Origin of the sequence: Candidatus Parakkermansia intestinigallinarum, assembly GCF_944389695.1 — a bacterium.
Lineage (GTDB): Bacteria > Verrucomicrobiota > Verrucomicrobiia > Verrucomicrobiales > Akkermansiaceae > Akkermansia > Akkermansia intestinigallinarum.
Genome location: NZ_CALXNG010000015.1, coordinates 13,632 through 33,949, shown reverse-complemented (window position 1 = coordinate 33,949; position 20,318 = coordinate 13,632). Strand labels below are relative to the sequence as shown.

Annotated in this window: 16 protein-coding genes; 9 read left to right on the top strand and 7 right to left on the bottom strand. The window is 63.7% G+C overall.

The genetic code is table 11. From position 1 onward, the window contains the following. Positions 1–34 precede the first annotated feature (34 nt). From AC6UAL_RS05760 to AC6UAL_RS05740, 5 genes are all read left to right on the top strand, one after another. A complete protein-coding gene (locus tag AC6UAL_RS05760; protein ID WP_500682418.1) occupies positions 35–1,336 on the top strand; it encodes a hypothetical protein in 1,302 nt (433 codons plus the stop codon). A gap of 162 nt (positions 1,337–1,498) precedes the next feature. After that, entirely contained in the window at positions 1,499–2,752 is a 1,254-nt protein-coding gene (gene fabF, locus AC6UAL_RS05755) for a beta-ketoacyl-ACP synthase II (RefSeq protein ID WP_500682417.1), read from the top strand. A 109-nt stretch (positions 2,753–2,861) separates the two neighbouring features. Beyond that, on the top strand, positions 2,862–3,440 hold the full coding sequence (locus AC6UAL_RS05750) for a hypothetical protein (RefSeq protein WP_500682416.1): 579 nt from the start codon (positions 2,862–2,864) through the stop codon (positions 3,438–3,440). Next, a complete protein-coding gene (gene recR / locus AC6UAL_RS05745) occupies positions 3,437–4,045 on the top strand; it encodes a recombination mediator RecR (protein WP_500682415.1) in 609 nt (202 codons plus the stop codon). Before AC6UAL_RS05750 ends, recR begins: the two co-directional genes overlap by 4 nt. Positions 4,046–4,060: 15 nt before the next feature. Then, entirely contained in the window at positions 4,061–4,372 is a 312-nt protein-coding gene (locus AC6UAL_RS05740) for a TM2 domain-containing protein (protein WP_500682414.1), read from the top strand. On the opposite strand, the gene AC6UAL_RS05735 is transcribed toward AC6UAL_RS05740, so the two are convergent. The 3 genes from AC6UAL_RS05735 to AC6UAL_RS05725 all read right to left on the bottom strand — a co-directional run bounded on the left by AC6UAL_RS05735 (position 4,299) and on the right by AC6UAL_RS05725 (position 7,606). Beyond that, positions 4,299–5,348, bottom strand: a complete 1,050-nt coding sequence (locus AC6UAL_RS05735; RefSeq protein ID WP_500682413.1) for an ABC transporter permease family protein — start codon at positions 5,346–5,348, stop codon at positions 4,299–4,301. The genes AC6UAL_RS05740 and AC6UAL_RS05735 overlap by 74 nt on opposite strands. Positions 5,349–5,443: 95 nt before the next feature. Continuing rightward, a complete protein-coding gene (locus AC6UAL_RS05730) occupies positions 5,444–6,697 on the bottom strand; it encodes a coproporphyrinogen-III oxidase family protein (RefSeq protein ID WP_500682412.1) in 1,254 nt (417 codons plus the stop codon). A gap of 6 nt (positions 6,698–6,703) precedes the next feature. Beyond that, positions 6,704–7,606, bottom strand: coding sequence for a radical SAM protein (locus AC6UAL_RS05725; protein WP_500682411.1), 903 nt, complete (start codon positions 7,604–7,606; stop codon positions 6,704–6,706). A gap of 150 nt (positions 7,607–7,756) precedes the next feature. Here AC6UAL_RS05725 and AC6UAL_RS05720 point away from each other — a divergent pair, with 150 nt between their 5' ends. Both AC6UAL_RS05720 and AC6UAL_RS05715 read left to right on the top strand, forming a co-directional pair. Then, complete coding sequence (locus AC6UAL_RS05720; protein WP_500682410.1) at positions 7,757–10,894, top strand: efflux RND transporter permease subunit; 3,138 nt, start codon at positions 7,757–7,759, stop codon at positions 10,892–10,894. Between the two features lie 68 nt (positions 10,895–10,962). Further along, positions 10,963–12,153: an ankyrin repeat domain-containing protein gene (locus AC6UAL_RS05715; RefSeq protein ID WP_500682409.1), complete on the top strand. Its 1,191-nt coding sequence runs from the start codon at positions 10,963–10,965 to the stop codon at positions 12,151–12,153. 178 nt (positions 12,154–12,331) lie between these two features. Here the strand turns inward: AC6UAL_RS05715 and AC6UAL_RS05710 are convergent, their stop codons facing one another. After that, entirely contained in the window at positions 12,332–13,105 is a 774-nt protein-coding gene (locus AC6UAL_RS05710) for an ankyrin repeat domain-containing protein (RefSeq protein ID WP_500682408.1), read from the bottom strand. A gap of 950 nt (positions 13,106–14,055) precedes the next feature. Then, complete coding sequence (locus AC6UAL_RS05705; RefSeq protein ID WP_500682407.1) at positions 14,056–15,339, bottom strand: O-acetylhomoserine aminocarboxypropyltransferase/cysteine synthase family protein; 1,284 nt, start codon at positions 15,337–15,339, stop codon at positions 14,056–14,058. A 470-nt stretch (positions 15,340–15,809) separates the two neighbouring features. Here AC6UAL_RS05705 and AC6UAL_RS05700 point away from each other — a divergent pair, with 470 nt between their 5' ends. After that, positions 15,810–16,220, top strand: a complete 411-nt coding sequence (locus AC6UAL_RS05700; protein ID WP_500682406.1) for a hypothetical protein — start codon at positions 15,810–15,812, stop codon at positions 16,218–16,220. Between the two features lie 199 nt (positions 16,221–16,419). Then, positions 16,420–17,436 (top strand): tetratricopeptide repeat protein, encoded by a 1,017-nt coding sequence (locus AC6UAL_RS05695; protein ID WP_500682405.1) that lies wholly within the window; start codon positions 16,420–16,422, stop codon positions 17,434–17,436. A 270-nt stretch (positions 17,437–17,706) separates the two neighbouring features. On the opposite strand, the gene AC6UAL_RS05690 is transcribed toward AC6UAL_RS05695, so the two are convergent. Next, a complete protein-coding gene (locus AC6UAL_RS05690) occupies positions 17,707–18,255 on the bottom strand; it encodes a hypothetical protein (RefSeq protein ID WP_500682404.1) in 549 nt (182 codons plus the stop codon). A gap of 293 nt (positions 18,256–18,548) precedes the next feature. Then, positions 18,549–20,144 (bottom strand): Rne/Rng family ribonuclease, encoded by a 1,596-nt coding sequence (locus AC6UAL_RS05685; RefSeq protein ID WP_500682403.1) that lies wholly within the window; start codon positions 20,142–20,144, stop codon positions 18,549–18,551. Positions 20,145–20,318: the final 174 nt, after the last annotated feature.

Here is a 20,318-nt window from a genome sequence, read left to right as displayed (position 1 = left end):
ACAGCAGCATTCCCTAACCCGATATTCATCGTCTATGAAAACATTTCTGACCACCAGCATCGCCGCCGTGGCGCTGCTGCCGCTCTGCGCTACGAGCAGCCCTGCCGCCACCAAGGCCGAGAACTTTGAGCAGGCCTCTGCCAAGGTCGGCGAAAACGGCTACCTGCTCTTTATCTACGCCGACAAGTGGGATAAGTTCAGCAAGGATATTTGCGAGCGCCTCATGAAGAGCAAGCGCGTGCTGGATGCGGCCGGCGACTCCGTCATTCTCAGCGTCGCCATGCCCCAGTTCGCCAAGCTTGAAGACCGCGAGGCGATCGCGAAGCGCCTCGGCAAGCTCGCCCCGCTGGATCCCAACAGCAAACAGCTCGGCGTCGTCGACAGCATCGACTCCTACCCCGCCATCGCCGTTTACGGCCCCGGCGGCCGCCACACGGCCACCATCTGCGGCCCCGTCATGATGCGTGCGGACGCCAAGGAGGTCGCGGAGCGCATCGCCTTCCACATCAACGCGATGAAGCATCAGAACGAACTCGTCAGTCAGGCGGATCGCGAGCAGGGTGCGGCCAAGGCCCGCCTGCTCGGGCTTGCCCTGCAGGTCGAAGGTGCCAGTCGCCCCAACGTCAAGGGGAAGATCTCTCAGGCCGATCCCAAGGACGAGACGGGCGTGATGCGCAGCTTCGAGTTCAACCCCTGGCAGTTCACGGAGAAGATGCTCAAATACCAAGTCAAGGGTGATGACGGCAAGATGCGCGATGCAACCCTCGACGAGATTCTCGCCGAGCTCGACGCCAAACTCGAAGAGCCCGGCTATACGCCCGAGCAGCGGCAGGTCTTCTGTGCCAATGCCATCGGCTTTATCCACCGCAAGGGCGACGTCACCAAGCTCGGTCTGATGCGCAAGTACGCCGCCAAGATGAAGGAGCTCGCGCCGGAAAGCACTCTGGGCATGGCTGCCGATATCTCTCTGAAGGTCTGGGCCAAGGGGCTCACGTACGAGAACGGCTGGACTCCCTCGTCGCTTCCCACCGACGAGACGCCCGTGCAGCTCAACGGCGAGCTGCCCATCGGCGACGCGGGCACCTACACCGTGACCTTCGTCTACAAGGGCGGCAACGACGCCCTGCCCACCAAGGGTGTTCGCCTCTATGACGGCACCAAGCTCGTCGCTGAGGACATGCACGAGGGCAACGCCGGAGCTCCGCACAACACCCGCGGCAATATCTACCGCCTCAAAGTCGCCTCCGAGGTGAAAAATCCCCGCCTTTTCATCATCTTCGGTTGCGATCGCCGCCTCGATTCGCGCGGCACCATCAGCATCAGGTATGATAAATAAAATCGTCGCATAAATCAAATCGTCGCTGCGCGCCTGACAGGCTCAGCTGCAGGTGCGCAGCGACTTCTCGCGCGGAAAAGGGCGGCAGGGCGATTTCCTGCCGCCTGCGCGGCTTTTGGACTTGACTTTAGCTTCTTCATCAGTTAAGCTCAGCTCACTGCTATGACAGACCGTCGAATCGTTATCACAGGTATCGGTGCCGTCTCCCCGCTCGGCAACACAGCCGCCGAGACATGGGAGGGGATGAAACAGGGCCGCTCGGGTATCGCTCGCATTGCCAGCATTGATGCCTCCGCCTTCCCCTCGCAGATAGCCGGCGAAGTGCGCAACTACGACCCCACTCCCTACTTCAAATCAGACCCCAAGGCGGTGCGTCGCTGCGACCGCTTTGAACAGCTTGCCATGGGCGCCGCCGTCATGGCGATGGAAGATGCCGCCCTCGACCCGGAGAAGGAGGACAAGACGCGCATCGGCGTGATGATCGGTTCGGGTATCGGCGGTCTGGGCATTCACAGCACGAACTGCGAGACGCTGATCAAGAGCGGCCCGCGCCGTGTCTCCCCCTTCTGCATCCCCTACATGATCACCAACATGGCCAGCGGGATGATCAGCATCGAGTTCGGCTTCGGCGGGCCGAACATGAGCATCTCGACCGCCTGCGCCACCTCGAACCACTCCATCGGCGAGGCGTGGCGCATCATGAAGTTCGGCGATGCCGACGTCATGCTCTGCGGCGGTGCCGAAGCGACGATTCTGCCCATCGGCATTGCCGGCTTCTCGAACATGAAGGCGCTCTCGACCCGCAACGACGATCCCGCGACGGCTTCGCGCCCCTACGACATTGATCGCGACGGCTTCGTCATGGGCGAAGGCGCGTCCGTCATCGTGCTTGAGACCCTCGAGCACGCCCAAGCCCGCGGCGCACGCATCCTCGCCGAGCTCGTCGGCTACGGCCTGAGTGCCGACGCCTACCACCTCACCTCTCCCCTGCCCGAGGGCGAAGGCGCCAGCCGCTGCATGGAGATGGCGCTGGCTCACGCCGGCCTCAAGCCCACCGACGTCGACTACATCAACACGCACGGCACCTCGACGCACCTCGGCGATATCTGCGAGACCCGCGCCATCAAGCGCACCTTCGGCGACTATGCGAAGAACGGCCTCGTCGTCAGCTCGACCAAGTCGATGACGGGTCACCTGCTGGGTGCCGCCGGCGGCGTGGAGCTGCTGGCCTGCGTGATGGCCATCCGCGACAACTTCGTCCCGCCGACCATCAACGTCTTCAATCAAGACCCCGAGTGCGACCTCGACGTCTGCGCCAATGTCGGCCGCAGCATGAAGGTCGACGTCGCCCTGAGCAACTCCTTCGGCTTTGGCGGCCACAACGCTTCCCTCATCGTGAAGCGCTTTGTGGACTGAGCGCCTCTTGCCGAGGACGCATCCGACAACGTGAAACGGCGGCGGGCAGACACAGCCCCCGCCGTTTCATGTCCGAGAGAGCCGACGCATTCCCCTTGTCCGCAGACGCATGAAGAAGCAACCACCGGCAATGCCCGATGATCCCGAGCAAAGGCGGCTCGGGCGTGTCCTGCGGCTGGTCATCTTCAGCCTCAGGCACCGCGTCGTCATCTCGCCCCGGCTGCGCGAAGCCGCCGCCTCCCTGCTCAACAGCGAACGAGGCCCCGTGCAGCGCGGCAACCTCTTTCTCGTGAAGTGGATCAGCCTGAGTCTGCTCGTGCTGCTCTGCCTGATGATTTTCATGCTCAGCGGCTGCTATGAGGCCATGGAGACGCGGCAGATCATGATGCTCTGCGGCGAACCCTTCCTCATCGAAGCCGAGAAAATTCAGCAACCCTTGCTCAGCCCGCAGGGGCTCTTCGGCATCTGCGTTGCCCTCACGCTCTACCTGAGCCTCGTGCTGCTGCGCGAAGCCTCGTGGGGAAGGCGCACGCAGATCTGCTTCTTCGTCGCCGTCACGGTGGCGCTGCCCGGGCTCCTCTGTGTGTTCTGGGGCGGCCTCGTCAACCCCTCGGCCCCGATTTTCTGCATCGCGCTGCTCTGGCTGGTCACCTCGCTCATCCCCTTTTACTGTAGGCGCATCCCATGAAAGTGCAGGATTACCCGAGCGCCGTCCTTGAGCTCATGGCCGGCCTGCGCAGCATGCCCGGCATCGGCAGTCGCGGTGCCGAGCGGCACGCCCTCTGGTTTTTGCAGCAGGGGCGGCAGCAGGCAATCAAGCTCTCCGAAGCGCTGCGAAACGCTGTGGAGCAGATAGACAACTGCCCCGAATGCGGCTTCTTTGCCGCGCGAGGCGAGCGCTGCAACGCCTGTAGCGACCCCGCGCGCGACATCGGCCAGATCTGCGTCGTTGAGCAAGCCACCGACGTGCTGCCCATCGAGCGCTCGGGCAGCTTCCGCGGGCTCTACCACTGCCTGGGCGGCAAAATCTCACCGCTCGACGGCGTCATGCCCGAAGACCTCGGCATCGAGAAACTCGTCGAGCGCGTGCGGCAGCGCCCGGCCTGCGAAGTCATCCTCGCCCTGAGCTCCGACGTCGAAGGCGAAGCCACCGCCCTCTACCTCGCCGAGCAGCTCTCCGGCCTCAACTGCCGCATCACGCGCTTGGCGCAGGGCATGCCGGCCGGAGCCGCCCTCAGCCACGCCGACGCCATCACCGTCATGCGCGCCCTGCAGGACAGGCGCGAAATCTGAAGCAGACCCGCCGCCGTGAGCTGCAACGACGACATCTCACCGCAGAGCCGGCTGCTGCTGTTGCTCCTCGCCCTTCTCCCCGTCTCCGGTCTGCACCGCCTCCTGTGCCGCCGCTACATCAGCGGCATCATCATGCTCATGACCCTCGGCCTCTTCGGCGTCTGGACCGTCATCGACGTCATCCTCATCGCCTTGGGTGAATTCCGCGACCGCGAAGGCCGCCGCGTCCGCCACTTCGGCCTCTCCCTCTTCCTCAAAGCGCCGAACCCGCCAGCGCGCGCGGCGTCGCCGAGCGCAAAGCCACCAGCGCCGCCGGCAGCACGCTGAAAGCCAGCGCGAGGCAGGACGTCAGCGCCGCGTAGGCATAGAGCCCCGGCCACATCGCCGCAGGCAGCGGCATATCCAGCGCCTGCGCATCGTACATCCCCATACCGCAGAACTCAAACACGCGCGCCAAGCCCTCGCGCCCCAGCAGCAGCCCGTGCCCCAGCAGCAGCCCCGCCGGCACCGCCGCTGCCATCAGCAACAGCGCCTGCCACGCATACACCGCCGCCAGCGCGCGCGGCGTTGCCCCGATAGCCAGATACGCCGCCATCGACCCGCGCCGCTGCAGCGCCCCCACCATCAGCAGCGCACAGGCGCAGAAAGCCGACGCCAGCACCCCCGCGGCAAACAGAAAACTCAGCGAGGCGCGCAACTGCGCCAGCACGCCCAGCCAGCCGGCATTGCCGTCCCAGAGTGCCGGCAGCAGCGCCGAGGCATCGCGGCGGGTAATCAGCTCCGCCAGCTCATCCGCATCGCCCCAAGGCTCCAGCTCAAGCCCTATCACGGACGGCCCCGGCAGTGCGCCGAAACAGACCACATCGGGCGACTTCATGCGGCCCGGCACATGAAACACATCGACCACGCGCAGGCGCCGCTCATCCGCCTCCCCCGCGCCGAAGCGCATCACAAGCTCGCGCGGCTCGCCGAGCCGCTCGGCGCAGGTGGCGCTGATCACGCAGCAGTCATCATCGAGCGCCAAGCGCTCCCCCTCAGGCCAAGCTGCCAGCGGCAGCGACGCCACATACGAACACAGCGCCCCGTCGACCAGAGCCATCCCCGCCGTACCGCGGGACGCGCGCCGCACCTCCGGCAGCGCCTCCAACTGCTCCGGCGTCCAGACCGACGAGCGCAGCATCAGGTGCGGGCAGTAGGCCCGCAGACCGTTCTCCACCTCCCGAATCATCCCCTGCATCACCCCGCCCACCACCACCTGACCCGCCACCGAGAGCAGAACCCCCAGCAGACAGATAAGCAGCAAGCCCCGTCGCCCCCGCCCCGTCAGCAGGCGCCATGCCAGAAACAACGAATACGGACAGCATCGCACAGCTCCTCTCCTCCCCCTTCATCCCGCGCTCAGATACGCAACTCGCGCGGGAAAGCCTCGCGCCGCAGCACCCCCCACATCTTGTCGATGTACGAGAGCGTGTAAAAATTCTCGTAGTGGTGGAAGTAAAACGCCCCGCGCGTCGTGAGGCGGTAGCCGCCGGGCTCGCGCCGCAGCAGCCCCAGCCGGCAGGCCAGCCACAGCTCCGGCCCGAAGGCCTCGCGCAGCTCCGTGCCGAAAAACGCACGAAAATCCGCCTCGCTCACAAACATCGAATACGCCCGCCAGAACAAATAATACAGCATGCGCTGTCGGCGCGAGAAGCGCAGCGTCAGGCAACTCGGCAGGCGCCCCTCCCGCAGGCGCTCCACGTAGGCCGGAACCGAAAAAGTATTGATTTTGAACGAATCGCGCAACAGCGTCACCGCCGAACAGCCGAAGCCCAGATAACAGTCGCGCGTCATGCTCGAATAGCGGTGGCCGCCCGGCAGCGCGAAAGTCCAGATCGAATCGCGATCATACCCGTGCCGCGCACAGTGCGCGGCAATCGCATCCATCATCTCGCGCTTGCGCCGCTTCTGCGCCGCCGGCACCCGCGAGGCCGTAAACGAAAAATCAATAAAGGGATAAATCGCCACGTGATTCGCCCCGTGGGCAAAGGCCGTCTCCACATCCTGCACCACCTGCTGCGTCGACTGCCCGGGAAGCGCAAAAATAAAATCCATGCTCACCGTCTCGAAAGGCACCTCGCGCAGCGCCGCCGCCAGAGCCTCGGGCGACGGGGCAGGGCGCCCCAGCAGCGACGCGAACTCGGGCAGAAACGACTGAATCCCGATGCTGATGCGCGTCACCCCCGCCTCGCGCAGCAAGCCCAGCACCTCGGGGCGCACATCGGCCGGGTGCAGCTCGGCCCCGATTCCGTCGCGCACCTCGTAATAGCGCGCCAGCTGACTCGTCAGCCGCGAAAACTCGCCCGCCAGCAGAGCCGGCGTCCCCCCGCCGAAATACACGCTCGAAACCTCCCGCCGGGCAGTCTCCCGCTCCCCGACCAAGCGTATCTCCTCCAGCAGCGCCTCCGTATAGGCCGCCGCCTCCGAGCGCCTGTAGACCACCTTGCAATAGGGGCAGAAATCGCAGAGCCGCCGGCAGAAAGGCACATGGACGTAAAGCCCCAGCGCCCCGGGCACCGCGGTATCGAGGCTCTCCTCGTTCTCATCCGTAAACAGAAAGGGCGCCGAACTGCCCGTCAGCCACGTGCGCGCCGCCGTCGTCAACCAGCTCATAAACAATCACACAAAACGCGTATAAGTTCGCAGCATCTCGCTTGCCACCTTCATATTGCCGCCGAAGACCAGAGCATACTCCGCCGCAAAGAAATAACCGCAGCGCTCGCAGAGACCGGGCACCTCGACGCAGCGCCCGCAAACCGACAACTTGCCGTCCTCCATCACCACGCACTGGTGGCAGGGCGTCGGGAACGCATTGTCAATAATGGCCGGAAAAGCACTGCGCAAATTGAAAATCGGGAAGCCCTCATCCATCAACTCCTCTATCTCGCGGCAGCAGGCCACCTTATCCTCGCGCGACAACTCCAGCGGCGCCGTATCCGGGTAGGGCGTGTGAAAATTGAACGACACCGCCCGCACCATCGGCTCCTCGCGCGCCACCTCGCAAACCGAGCGAATGCACTGCTTATTGAGTTGGTTCACCGCCATGTAGAGACAGATGTTATCAGACGTCGCCTCCGCCATATGGCGGCGAATCGTCGCGTAGGTCTCGCCGCGAATCAGATTGTGGCGCTTCTCATCACCGTCGAGACTCAGCAGAATCAGATCCGCCTCGGGCAAATCGAGACGCTGCGTCCCGTTCGTCACCACATTCACAATGAAAAAGCCCATGCGCTTCGCCTCGCGCACCAGATCGCGCAGCCCCATCGAACCGTCGCGCCACAGAAAAGTCTCTCCGCCGCAGAAAAACAAAATACGCACCCCCATCGCGTAGAGCTGCCGCATCTCCGCCTGAATCTTCGCGTAAGGGTGCATCACCGCCGTGATATTATTGACCGAACAGTGCTTGCAGTGCAAATTGCAGCGATCCGTCACAATAATCGTCCCGAGAATCGGCTTGCGGCGGTGAAAGAGCACCGTGCTCACACCGAAAGCCGCAAAATAAAGCAAATGAGACCACTTCATAACAAGAATAGAGGCAACCAAGGCATTCTCGCACGTACGCCTCGGAGCGTCAAGCGGAAAAAGCGATCAGCCGATGCGAAGTCTGCAAACGCCCGCCCGTCACCTAAACGCTATTGAACGCGGCGGAGGGCTGCGCCGTCTCAGCCCGTGATGTACGCCTTCTTCATACGCCGCCCCATCGTCGCCATCAGCCTGGCTCTGCTCATCCTGCTCGGCGGCCTCTTTTGTGCACTCACCCTGCCCGTCGCGCAGTACCCGAACATCATCCCGCCGCAAATCTCCTTGAGCACCAGCTACCCGGGAGCCGACTGCAACACCGTCGTCGACTCCATCGCCACCCCCATCGAGCAGCAAATGAGCGGCGTCGAGGGCATGGAGTACATGACGAGCACCAGCACCAACAACGGCGACCTCACCCTCAACATCACCTTCAAAGTCGGCAGCGAGCCCGACATGGACCAAGTGCTCAGCTACCTGCGCTACGCCCAAGCCAACTCCGACATGCCCACCGAAGTCCAGCAGCTCGGCGTCACCCTGCGCAGCATGAGCGGCACCCCCCTGCTGCTCTACGTCCTCCGCTCGCCCGACGGCGACTACGATGCCACTTGGCTCTCGAACTACGCCTACATCAACCTCGTCAACCCCCTGCTGCGCACCCCGGGCGTCGGCAACGTGCAAGTCTTCGGCGCGGGTGAATACGCCATGCGCATCTGGCTCAAGCCCGATAAAATGGCCGCCCTCGGCCTGAGCGTCACCGACATTCGCCAAGCCGTCCAAGAGCAGAACAGCGTCAACCCCATCGGCAAAATCGGTGCCGCCCCCTCACCGCCTGACCAGCCCGACACCTACACCGTGCGCACCGAAGGGCGCCTCGTCACCGTCGAAGAGTTTGAAAACATCATCCTGCGTGCCGACAGCGACTCCGTCGTGCGCCTCAAAGACGTCGCCCGCATTGAACTGGGCGCACAAAGCTACTCGCTGAGCGCCACCTACAACGGCAAAGCCTGCGCCATCATCGCCGTCTACCAGAGCCCCGGCAGCAACGCCCTCCAAACCGTTCAGGCCGTTGAAAACACCCTTGCCGCGCACCGCATGCCGCCCGGCCTCGAACTCACGCAGGCCCTCGACACCACCCTGAGCGTGCGCCTGAGCATCCAAGACATCCTGCGCACCCTCGTCGAAGCCCTGCTGCTCGTCATCCTCGTCGTCTTCATCTTCCTGCAGGGGTGGCGCGCGACGCTCATCCCGCTGGCCGCCGTCCCCGTGAGCATCGTCGGCACCTTCATCTTCTTCCCCCTCTTCGGCATCGACATCAACACCATCTGCCTCATGGGCCTCGTGCTCGCCATCGGCCTCGTCGTCGATGACGCCATCGTCGTCGTCGAAGCCGTCCAGACCCAGCTCGACGCCGGACTCAGCCCCCGCGACGCCACCCTCGCCGCCATGAAAGGAGTCGCCGGCCCCGTCATCGCAACCGCCCTCGTGCTGGCTGCCGTCATCTTCCCCTGCATGCTCATCAGCGGCATCACCGGGCTGATGTACACCCAATTTGCCGTGACACTCGGCGTGAGCATCCTGCTCTCGGCACTCAACGCCCTCACCCTCAGCCCGGCGCTGGCCGCCCTGCTGCTTCGGCCCCGCGCCCGCAAGGCCGACGGCAGCCCGCGCGAGAACTTTCTCGCGCAGCGCTTCAATGCGCTCATCGACGGCATGCGCCGCCGCTATGCGACCGCCGGCCGCCTGCTCATCAAACTCAGCCCCCTGACCGCCCTCGTCCTCATCGCCCTGACCCTCGCCATCGGAGTCGTCATCCGCCACATCCCCGACGGCTTCCTGCCCGACGAAGACCAAGGCTACCTCTTCAGCTCGCTGCAGATGCCCGTCGGCAGCTCCCTGAAAGTCACCGAAAAAGCCGGCGAAAAGCTCACCGAAGCCCTCTGCCGCCTGCCGGGCATCCAAGGCGTCGTCACCGTCAACGGCTACAACATGATCACCGGCGTGCAGAGCCCCGACAACGCCTTCTGCTTCATCACCCTCAAACCCTGGCAGCAGCGCAACCCCGAGACCGAAAGCGCCGCCGCCGTCACCGCCGCCATCAACCGCCTCGTCCCGCAACTCGACACCGGCGGCATCGGCATGGCCATGCAGCCGCCCGCCATCCCCGGCGTCGGTGCCAGCAACGACATCAGCCTCATGGTCGAAGACCGCGGCGGAAACGGCATCGCCTACCTCCGCGAACAAAGCGACTACTTCATCAGCTGCGCCGAGAAACTCCCCGAAATCGCCCGCGTCAGCAACCTCATGGCGCCCGACTCGCCCCAGTATCAGCTCACGCTCCATCGCGAGAAAGCCCTCACCCAAGGCGTCAGCCTGAGCACCGCCTACAGCACCCTCCAAACGCTGCTGGGCAGCAGCTTCATCAACTACTTCAACCGCTTCGGCTACCAGTACCCCGTCTACATGCAGGCGGAAGACAGCAGCCGCATGAACATCAGCCAGATCAAGGCCTATTACCTCCCCGGGGCCGACAACAGCCGGATACCGCTCGACAGCCTTGTGGACATCACCCGCAGCTACGGGCCCGACTACATCATCCGGCAGAACATGTACAACGCCGCCATGCTCAACGTCGTCGCCGCCCCGGGCTACAGCAGCGGGCAGGCCATGGCCGCGCTCGAAGCCGAATTCGACCGCAGCATGCCCGCCGACATGGGCATGAGCTACACCGGCATGAGCTTTCAGGAAGAGAAAGCCGCCTCGGGCATCGGCCTCGGCGCCGTCTTTGCCCTCTCCGGCGCCTGCGCCTTCCTGCTGCTCGCCTCGCTGTACGAGAGCTGGTCACTGCCGCTGAGCATCGCCCTCTCGGTGCCCGTCGCCATCCTCGGCGCGCTCGGCACCCTGCTGGCCTGCGGGCTGGAGCTCAACCTCTATGCCGAAATCGGCCTGATCATGCTCATCGGCCTTGCCGCCAAGAACGCCATCCTCATCGTTGAGTTCGCCGAAAACCGCCGCCGCGAGGGCATGGATCTGTTGGCCGCAACGCTCGAGGGCGCCCAAATGCGCCTGCGCCCCATCCTCATGACCAGTCTGGCCTTCATCCTCGGCTGCATCCCGCTGGCCACGGCGACCGGAGCCGGAGCGGAGGCGCGGCGCGTGATCGGCCAATGCGTCATCGGCGGCATGAGCGCCGCCACGGCCATCGGCATCTTGTTTGTCCCCTTCGCCTACTACAGCATCGCCCGTCTGCGGAAGCAGACCCCGGCGCAGGACAAGCCCGCAGACGCGTAAGCTCGGATACAATCGATTCTCTTTGTTATACTTGTGCATAAAATCCTGACGCGAATTCTCAGCGTGTTATGCTCGCGGCCGGAGAGTTTATGTGCCTGATGAAACATGCAAAAACGTTAGGAATAGGCCTTGCCGTCGCGGTCTTTTCGGCCGCCCCGCTGCAGGCTCGGGTTTCGGAGCAGGAGCTCGCGAAACAGCGTCTTGCCGCAGAGGGAATCACATCGTCCTCTTATGCGGATGCCTTATTTGTAGCCATACGAGACGGGGATGATCGGCGCCTGGCCTTGCTTCTCGACGCCGGTTGTGACCCGGATATGATGCTTCTGGGCGGATGGATGCCCCTTCACGCAGCTTGCTGCCTCAACAATCCCAGAGCCGTGCGTGCCCTGCTCGATGCCGGAGCCGATTGCGATGCGGAGTTTCTGACTCTCACCCCCTTGCACTATACGGCGATCATGGGCAACGATGTGATAACTCTCATGCTGCTTTCAGCTGACGCCGACCCCGATAAAAAGACGTCTGACGGTTTCACCCCCTTGCATCTGGCCTGTGCAAACGTCGACTCTGAATTGCAGAAGACGGAGGACGATGTTCGGGAGTTTACCGACGCCGTGCTCAACGGACAGAGCGGGCGCATCAGCGTCGTGCAGCATCTGTTGACATACCGTGCGGATCCCAACGCTGCCGATAAGAGTATGATGACCCCGTTGATGGTGGCTGCCCAGGGCGGTCAGACCGAGGTCATAGAGATACTCCGAGTCGGCGGCGCCGATGCGTCCCTTCGCGATGACAAAGGCATGACGGCGCTGCACCATGCTGCCGCCGGCGGATTATACCCGGCGCTGGAGGATTACAGGCGAAACTTCAAAAGGGAAGAGGGGTACGCGGCACTGGGGCGTCTGCTGAGCCGACACCACAGGGATTATCCGAAAGCGGTGCAGTTGTTGCTCAACACCGGTTCCGATATCCATGCTCGGAGCAAGCGCAACTGCACCCCCCTTCACGATGCGGCCATCATGAACAACGTGAACGTGGCTCGCGTTTTAATTAATCACGGAGCCGACGTCAATGCAGAGAGCGATCCGGGTGCGCCGATTCACTTGGCTGTGTTATTGAATCACACGGAGATGGTCGATGTGCTGCTTGCGGCGGGGGCGGATCTGACCGTCGAGGATGACGAAGGACGCACCCCGCTCGAAATCGCCGAACAGGAAGGCTACCAAGTGATAGCCGCCAAGCTTCGCGCGGCGGGCGCATGAGCACCGCCGCTGCCGGAACGCGCCCGCGCGGCATCCCCCGCTCGCGTCGGGCGCGTCCTCACTCGGGGTGACGAAGACGCGCGGCATCGAACACCGGGGTGACGAACGCCGAGGTGACGAACACGCGAGGTGACATGCACCGGGGCTTCACACACTCGGGGCGTCAAACGCCGAGGTCTCAGGCATCGGGCGGCGTCATCAGGCGGATCATCTTGTGCGCCTTATCCCCGGCGGCCAGCCATGCGGCCGTGTTGCCGTTCTTGTCGCGGAGCTGCAGGTCGGCGCCGTGCGCCATCAGCAGAGCGGCCGTCTTGCGGTGCCCGGTGAGCGAAGCGTGCATGAGCGGCGTGCGCCCGTTGTGGTCCTGCGCGTCCACCGCCGCGCCTCGCGAGAGAAGCATCCCGACGAGCAGGCGGCGCCCCTTGCGCGCGGCGTGGTGCAGCGGCGTACAGCCGAAGCGGTCAGCCTGCTGCAAGTCCGCCCCGCGGCCGAGCAGCATCTCCGCGACGGGCCACTGCCCCTTGGCAGCCGCGTGGTGCAGCGGCGTGCGACCCCGTTGGTCGCGGGCGTTCAGATCCGCCCCGGCAGCCAGCAACTTCTCGGCCAGATCCAGCTGCCCCTTCCGACAAGCGTAGTGCAGCACCGTACGCCCCTGAACATCCGTCGCCAAGGGATCGGCTCCGCGGCTGAGCAACATCCAGCATAGAGCCGGCGAGCCGCTGCAGGCATACATCAGCGCCGTCTTGCCGCTGAGCGTGCGCGCATTGACATCCGCGCCCAGATCGATCAGGCGTGCGGCGAAGTCGAGGTTGCCGCGGCGGCAGGCGTACATCAGCGGCGTCTTGCCCTTCGGGCCCGAGCCGTGCACCGAGTCGCCCCGGTTGAGCATATCGGCGGCCTGTCCCCAAGCGCCGATCTTGCAGGCTTTGATCAGTGATTTCGCTTTTTTCATATCCGTGTCTCTCAGGGTTGTGCTTGTGAGCTGTTTCGCGAAGGGTCGGCACTTGCTGCCGCCACCCTGTCATGATACCACGGAGCCCGGCCGGAGTCGACAAGAAAACGCCGCGCGGCGAAAGAAAAAGCCGCCCCCTCCCGGGAGCGGCAAAGCAATCGCATGTGATGAACGGCGTCCGTGGCAGAGTCGATAGGCAACGAATCGGATGGTTAATAATCAGTCAATCGGCAAACATCCGCTGACTCAGACACGACCGCAACGAGCGCATCGACCGTCGCCTGCCTGAGCGGCAGACAGGGCAGTCGGCTCGAGAGTCCCGACATGGTGAGAGATCTCACGGTCTGCCGACAGGCGGCAAACCGAATCATTCCCATTTACCCCGCGCGAAAGTGCTCGCTCGGGATCCGTGTATCCTGACGCCGGCGAAAGCGCGGGCGCACTCTTTTTCTTCAACATAGCTCTTGTCATTACGTGATATGAAGCAGGCCGAACCGCTGCAAAGCCCCCGATCTGATGCCGAACGGGGCAGCGGTTTGCCTGAAAAGGGTATATCACCCGAAATTTGAAACGTCCAGAAAAATGCTCGAAAAAAAATAAGATGAAATGGCCGATTTTGCGCCGCCGATGCGCACTGTATTAAATTGAAACAAAGCGTATAAGAAAAATCGTGCAGCGGATGGGCACGAATTGTTCAGGCGGGTGCTCGGAGGAGCGTGAACGCTGACTCTTGCCCCGTGTGGGGCGGTTTAATTTTATCACGCCGACTCCGCGCGGACAGGGCTCGGCGAGGGAGGATGAGGGGAGAGACGGAAGCGCCCGCTCGCCGCAAAAAACAGCTCCGGTCGCGCGCGGAGGGGCGCGCGACCGGGGAGATCGAAAGAGCTGAGTTGCATCGAGCCGGGGAAGAGCCGCGAAGAATTCGCGCTCCTCCTGCGCCCGATGGGGCTTTAGGCCGTCGCAATGGCTTCGAAAGCTTGGCGGAGATCAGCGATGATGTCTTCCGCATCTTCGATACCCACCGAGAAGCGGATGAGATCGGGCTTCACGCCGGCCTCGATGAGCTGCTCGTCGGAGAGCTGGCGGTGCGTGTGGCTGGCAGGATGCAGCACGCAGGTGCGCGCATCGGCCACGTGCGTCACAATGGCCGCCAGCTTCAGGCTGTCGATGAATTTAATCGCGCGCTCGCGACCGCCCTTGATGCCGAAGGTCACCACGCCGCAGCTGCGGCCGCCGTCAAACTGGCGCTGAGCCAGCTCGTAGGCCGGATTGCCGGGAAGCCCCGGGTAATGGATCCAAGCCACTTCCGGCTGCGTCGTGAGGAACTCCGCCACCTTCTGCGCGTTTTCGCAGTGGCGGGGCACACGCAGGTGCAGCGTCTCCAGCCCCAGATTGAGCAGGAAGGCGTTGAAGGGCGACGGAATGCTGCCCAAATCGCGCATCAGCTGCGCCGTGCACTTCGTGATGTAGGCCCCCTCGCCGAAAGCCTCGGCGTAGACGAGACCGTGGTAGGACTCGTCGGGCGTCGTCAGCCCCGGGAAGCGGTCGCGATGCGCCATCCAATCAAACTTGCCGCTGTCGACAATCACGCCGCCGACCTGCGTGGCATGGCCGTCCATGTACTTCGTCGTCGAGTGAATCACGATATCGGCCCCGTGCTCGAAGGGGCGGCAGTTGATGGGGGTGGCGAAGGTGTTGTCCACAATCAGCGGCACGCCGTGCGCGTGAGCAAGGCGGGCCATCTTCGCGATATCGAGCACCTGCAGCGAGGGGTTCGAGATGGTCTCGCCGAACACGCACTTCGTGTTCGGGCGAAAAGCCTTCTCAAGCTCCTCATCGGACGCATCCTGATCGACGAAGGTTACCTCGATGCCCAGCTTCTTGAAGGTTACGGCAAAGAGATTGTAGGTGCCGCCGTAGATGGCCGACGTCGAGATAAAGTGATCGCCCGCCTCGCAGATGTTGAAGACGGAGTAGAATGAGGCCGCCTGCCCCGAGGACGTGAGCATGGCCCCCACGCCACCCTCGAGCTCGGCGATCTTCTTGGCGACGCACTCGTTGGTGGGGTTCTGAAGCCGGGTGTAGAAGAAGCCGGAATCTTTCAGATCGAAGAGGCGAGCCATCTGCTCGCTCGTCTCGTAGCGGAAGGTGGTCGACTGGTAAATGGGCAGGACACGCGGCTCGCCCTTGCCGGGAGTCCAGCCGCTCTGAACGCAAATCGTGTCGGTTTTCATGTGTGCCGCCATTGTAGCAGCTTGGCCCCGCGCTGGCAAGCTGTATATCGGCGCTGACACTCGAGCTGCCGGATGTACGCAAACCCGCGGTGGCCCGGCCGCGAGACGCGTTTTTTGCTCTGCGGTGAGGTCGCCGTGCCGCCGCAGCCGCTGCCCTGAGAGTGGGCGAGGGTGCAGGGGATGCAGAGGGTCGTTCAGGAAGTGCAGGGGGGTGTTCGGAGGGTATTCGGAGGGCGCAGAGAGGTGTTCGGAGAGCGCAGAGAGGCGTTCGGAGGGCGTCGGCAGGCGGCGGCGCGACGACGACAAGGCGCCTGCGGGCGCCGGCTCCGCGCATGCGGGACGGGCTTGCAGGATGCGCGGCGCCCCGCCGACAAAACCGCATGTTTGCTCTTGAGACCCACCCGAAAATCTGCTACCCTGCCTGCGGGCACCTCGGATGTGCCCGATGTAAACTAACCGAATCATCGACCATGAAAGCGAACAAATGGATGACTCCCCTTCTCGCTCTTGCTCTGCTGAGCCTCGCGAGCTGCGGCGAAAAAGCTGACGAACAAAAAGCGGCTGACGCCACCCCCGCTGCCGAGCCCAAGCCTGCGGAAGAGGCTACTCCCGCTGCCGAGCCCAAGCCCGCCGAAGAAGCCACCCCCGCCGAAGAAATCAAAGATGCTGAAGAGCCGACGCCCGCCGCAGACGATAACGCGGCCGTCATTTTGCCTGACCTGACGGAAGAGGTGCAGCTCGAGGCGACGGAGACCGTATCGGATGAGACCGATCCCGCTCCCGAGGACGACCTGCTTGTTCCGGATGTCGACGTAGATAGCGAGCTGGAGAGCCTGGAGAGCGAGTTCAACAGCGCCCTCGACGCTCCCGACCTGCTCTGAGACCCTCCACTCGGCCGCTCACCCCCGCAGAGGGGGGAGCGCCACGACGCTTCCGATACTCGCCCCCGAGCAACGGAGCCGCTCCTCCCCCTCCTCTTTGCGGGCGGACGGCTCCTTGGTTCGGCGGGAGAGTTTCTTTTCCGAGGGGGGCTAAAAATCTTCATTCGAACACAACAGAACTAAGGTATAAGGAGAGCGTATGAACAATTCAGCATCACATTCGACACCATCCCCCTCCGCCCCCTCATCCGCCGAAGCTGCGTCCGGCACCGACCCCATGGCGCTCTGCCGCGCCGCCGCCGCACGGGGAGAGGCTGAGGCTCAGTTCAAGCTGGCTGAAGCCTTCAGAACCGGTCGCGGAGAAGAGCGCTCCATCACCCAAGCCGTCACTTGGTATCGCCGCGCCGCCGAGCAGGGGCACGCCCGTGCTCAGCTCACCCTCGGCCACTGCTGCCACTTCGGCAAGGGTACCGAGCCGTCAGACGCCGAGGCCGCCCGCCTGTACCGCGCCGCCGCCGAGCAGGGACTGGCCGAGGCGCAGCACAGTTATGCCGTCTGCTGCCTCAACGGCCGCGGGGTGAAGCCCTCTCTGCAGGAAGCGCTCAAGTGGTACCGCGCCGCTGCTGAACAGGGAAATGCCCCCTCGCAGTACATCCTCGGGCTCTGTTGTGAAGAGGGCAGGGGGATGCCTGAGCCGAAGCCCGCCGAGGCCTTCAAGTGGTACCGCGCCGCTGCCGAGCAGGGAAACGCGAAGGCTCAGTATGCGCTGGCTCTCTGTTATGCCGAGGGCGTCGGTACCGAGGCTTCGCCCGAGGAGGCTTTCCGCTGGTATGAGGCCGCTGCCGAGCAGGGCATGCCGGAGGCGCAGTTCAATCTGTCCTGCTGCTATGCGAAGGGCGAAGGCGTCGAGGCGTCGCAGGAGGAGGCCGTCGCTTGGTGCCGCGCTGCCGCCGAGCAGGGCATGCCGGAGGCGCAGTTCAATCTGTCCTGCTGCTACGCCAAGGGCATCGGCGTCGAGGAGTCGCAGGAGGAGGCCCTTGAATGGTGCCGCGCCGCCGCTGAGCAGGGCTTGGCTGATGCGCAGTTTTGGCTTGGTTGTTATTACGATGAACAAAAAGGCCTCAAGGCCGTGGCCGAGGCCCTGAAATGGCACCGCGCGGCGGCGCGGCAGGGCCATGCGGAGGCCCGCAGCCGCCTTGTGGTTGAGGGCTGGTGAGCGGCCGCCGAGCCGGTCGGCGCCGGGTTGCGATGTGATTGCCGCGATGGAAGCGGCTTCCGCGCGTCGACGTTTGCGTTTCCTTTCGTCCGGTGCGGGTTGCTTGCCCGCTGCTCTTGATACAAGGAGCCCACCACCCGCATGAGGGTGGTGGGCTCCTTCTTCAGACGCTTAGTTGATGCTTTTTACCCGGGCGAGATCCGAGAGAAATGCTCTGCCTGTCTGCGTGCCGGCAGATGGCGTTCAGGCGAGGGGCCGTGTCGGCTATCTCTACTCACCGCAGCAGCGGCTTTGAATGTAGGCTGCGATGTCTTGCGGCAGGTAGGGGATGACTTGGATGTGGGGGCCGTTTGACGCCGGCGCGGCGTTGTCCCTCAGATAGAGGTTGCAGAGCCCGTCGCCCATCGTTTTGAGGGTCAGGTCTGACATCTCGTCGTAGCGCAGCGAGGAGCGCTCGAGCTGTTGCGGTGTTTTCGGCTTGTCCGTTCCGCCGTCGAGGCTGATCAGGCGCTTGTCGGTGACGACGTAGAGCCTGCGGCTGAGGATGTGGCGGATGAGGTGGGGGTAGAGGAGGAAGGCGACGGCGAAGAGAAGGGCGAAGCCCGTGACGAAGGGTTTGCGGATCAGGGAGCAGACTTCGGCGAGCCCGTCGCCGAGCGAGGAGGACGGGGCGAGAAGGTGGGCGGCCGCGACGGCGAGGGCGAGCAGCAGCGCCGTTAGGGTGAAGGCTGTCGCCTTGGCTGCGGGCAGGGTGGTGCGCCCGGGCCGGCCTTGCCAGATGAGCTGTTCGTCGTCCGGGAGGGGTATGGGGGTGGTCATGGTCGGGGAGATGTTATGCGTCGCGCGGATGCCATCGGCTGGCGGCGGAGGGAGCGGAGGGGGTGAGAGTCGCGGGTGACCTGCCTTCCGTCTTTCCCTGTCTCAGTTTAGATGAGGGCGGGTGAAAAGGCAAGGAGAATCAGCGGGACGCCGTTATTTTGCGGTGTATGTTTGAGCCTCGTTAGCTCTTGCCCACGCAAAGGCCCCGGCAGATGGGCTGCGGGGGCCGATGAGGGTGTGTCCGCTGTTCTGAGTCGAGGAGGGAAGCTTCGGGCTCGCCGCGAGGCGCGGGCTCACATGTTGACCTGATAGAGCGGTTTGTTGTTGTGAGCGGGGTCGAGAATGGCGAAGGCCTCGCGGTGAATCGAAGGATCGCTGCGGAAAATGAGTCGTCCGGCACACTGGCGCTCCAGCTCCATGAGCAGCTTCGCGTCCTCATTCTTGAAGCGCGAGAGCACGTCGCTGTTGACCACCACCAGCATGTCGCCCACCGTATCGCGGTAGCGCATAATCGTCGCCTTGAGCTGGCGCTGAATCTCCACGCTCATCGTCATCACGCTCTTGATGCGGCCGCGCCCGTGGCAGTAGGGGCAGTGATCGTTCACGTAGTCGAGCAGCGACTCATTGATGCGCTGGCGCGTCATCTCCATCAGGCCGATGGGCGTGATCTGCATCACCTGCGTCTTGGCCTTATCGCGCTTGAGCGCCTCCTTCATCGCCTTGTAGACCGCCAGCTGATCCTTGCGGTGGCGCATGTCGATGAAGTCAACCACCACCAAGCCGCCTATATTGCGCAGGCGCAGCTGGCGGGCAATCTCGCGGGCCGACTCCAGGTTGGTCTCCAGAATCGTCTTGTCGAGGTCCTTGTTGCCCTTGTTGCGCCCCGTATTGATATCAATCGCAATGAGCGCCTCCGTCTCGTCGATCACGAGGTAGCCGCCGCAGGGCAGCAGCACCTGGCGCTGGAAGGCCTCGTTAATCTGCCGCTCGATTCCCAGCTCTTCAAAAATGGGCTGGCGGCAGGGGTAGTGCATGATGTGGCGCTTCGAGCGGCGGGAAATCTTGCCGGCAATCTCCTGCATGCGCTGCGTCACCTCCAGACTGTCACAGACGATGTTGTCGACATTGTCCGTCAGGAAGTCGCGCGCCGTGCGCTCAATGAGATCGGGCTCGCGGTAAACGCACAGAGGCGCATCGTTGGCCGCGAACTTCTCCTCCACCTCGCGCCACTGCGTCAGCAACATCGCCAGATCGCGCACAAAGTGGCGGAAGCGCTGCCCCTGCGCCACCGTGCGCATGATGATGCCCATGCCCTCGGGCACATTGAGCTTCTGCACAATCTGCCGCAGGCGCTGGCGCTCCTTCGGGTCGTCGATCTTGCGCGAGATGCCGAACTGATCGGTGAAGGGCATCAGCACGATGTAGCGGCCCGCCAGCGAAATATTCGTCGTCACGCGCGGACCTTTCGAGCTGATGGGCCCCTTGGTCACCTGCACCATAATCTCGGAGCCGATGGGGTAAATATCCGGAATATCCTTGCTTGTAATCTTCTTCTGCTGCTTGCGCGGGCGCCCCTCCTTCTGAATCTCCTCGAGGGAGGAATCCAGCGCCAGAGGCAGGGCATCCCAGAAATGCAGAAAGGCGTTTTTCTCATAGCCGATGTCGACGAACATGGCCTTGAGACCCGGCTCAATGTTTTTGACGCGGCCCTTGAAAATGCCGCCCACGATGTTGTCTTCTCCTTCGCGCTCGATGCTGTACTCCTCCAGCACGCCCTCCTCAAGCAGGGCAACGCGGCGTTCCAGCTTCTCGGCGTTGATGACAATCGTCGTGCCTTCCTTCGGGTTGCATTGGCCGAACCCGAAGAAGCGTTTGACTGAATTGACCATTTTTGAAAGTAATGACAAAGTGTATGGTTAGGGGTTGAGGTTTGCCCGAGCGATGCTCGCCGACTCATCGGCACCGAGGGGGTGCGGGCACGGCGTCTCCGCACTTCCGCCCGCCCCGCCGTCGCCCTGCCGAGTTGCGGCAGGCAGAGACGATGCCGAGGCGCAGCGCCTATC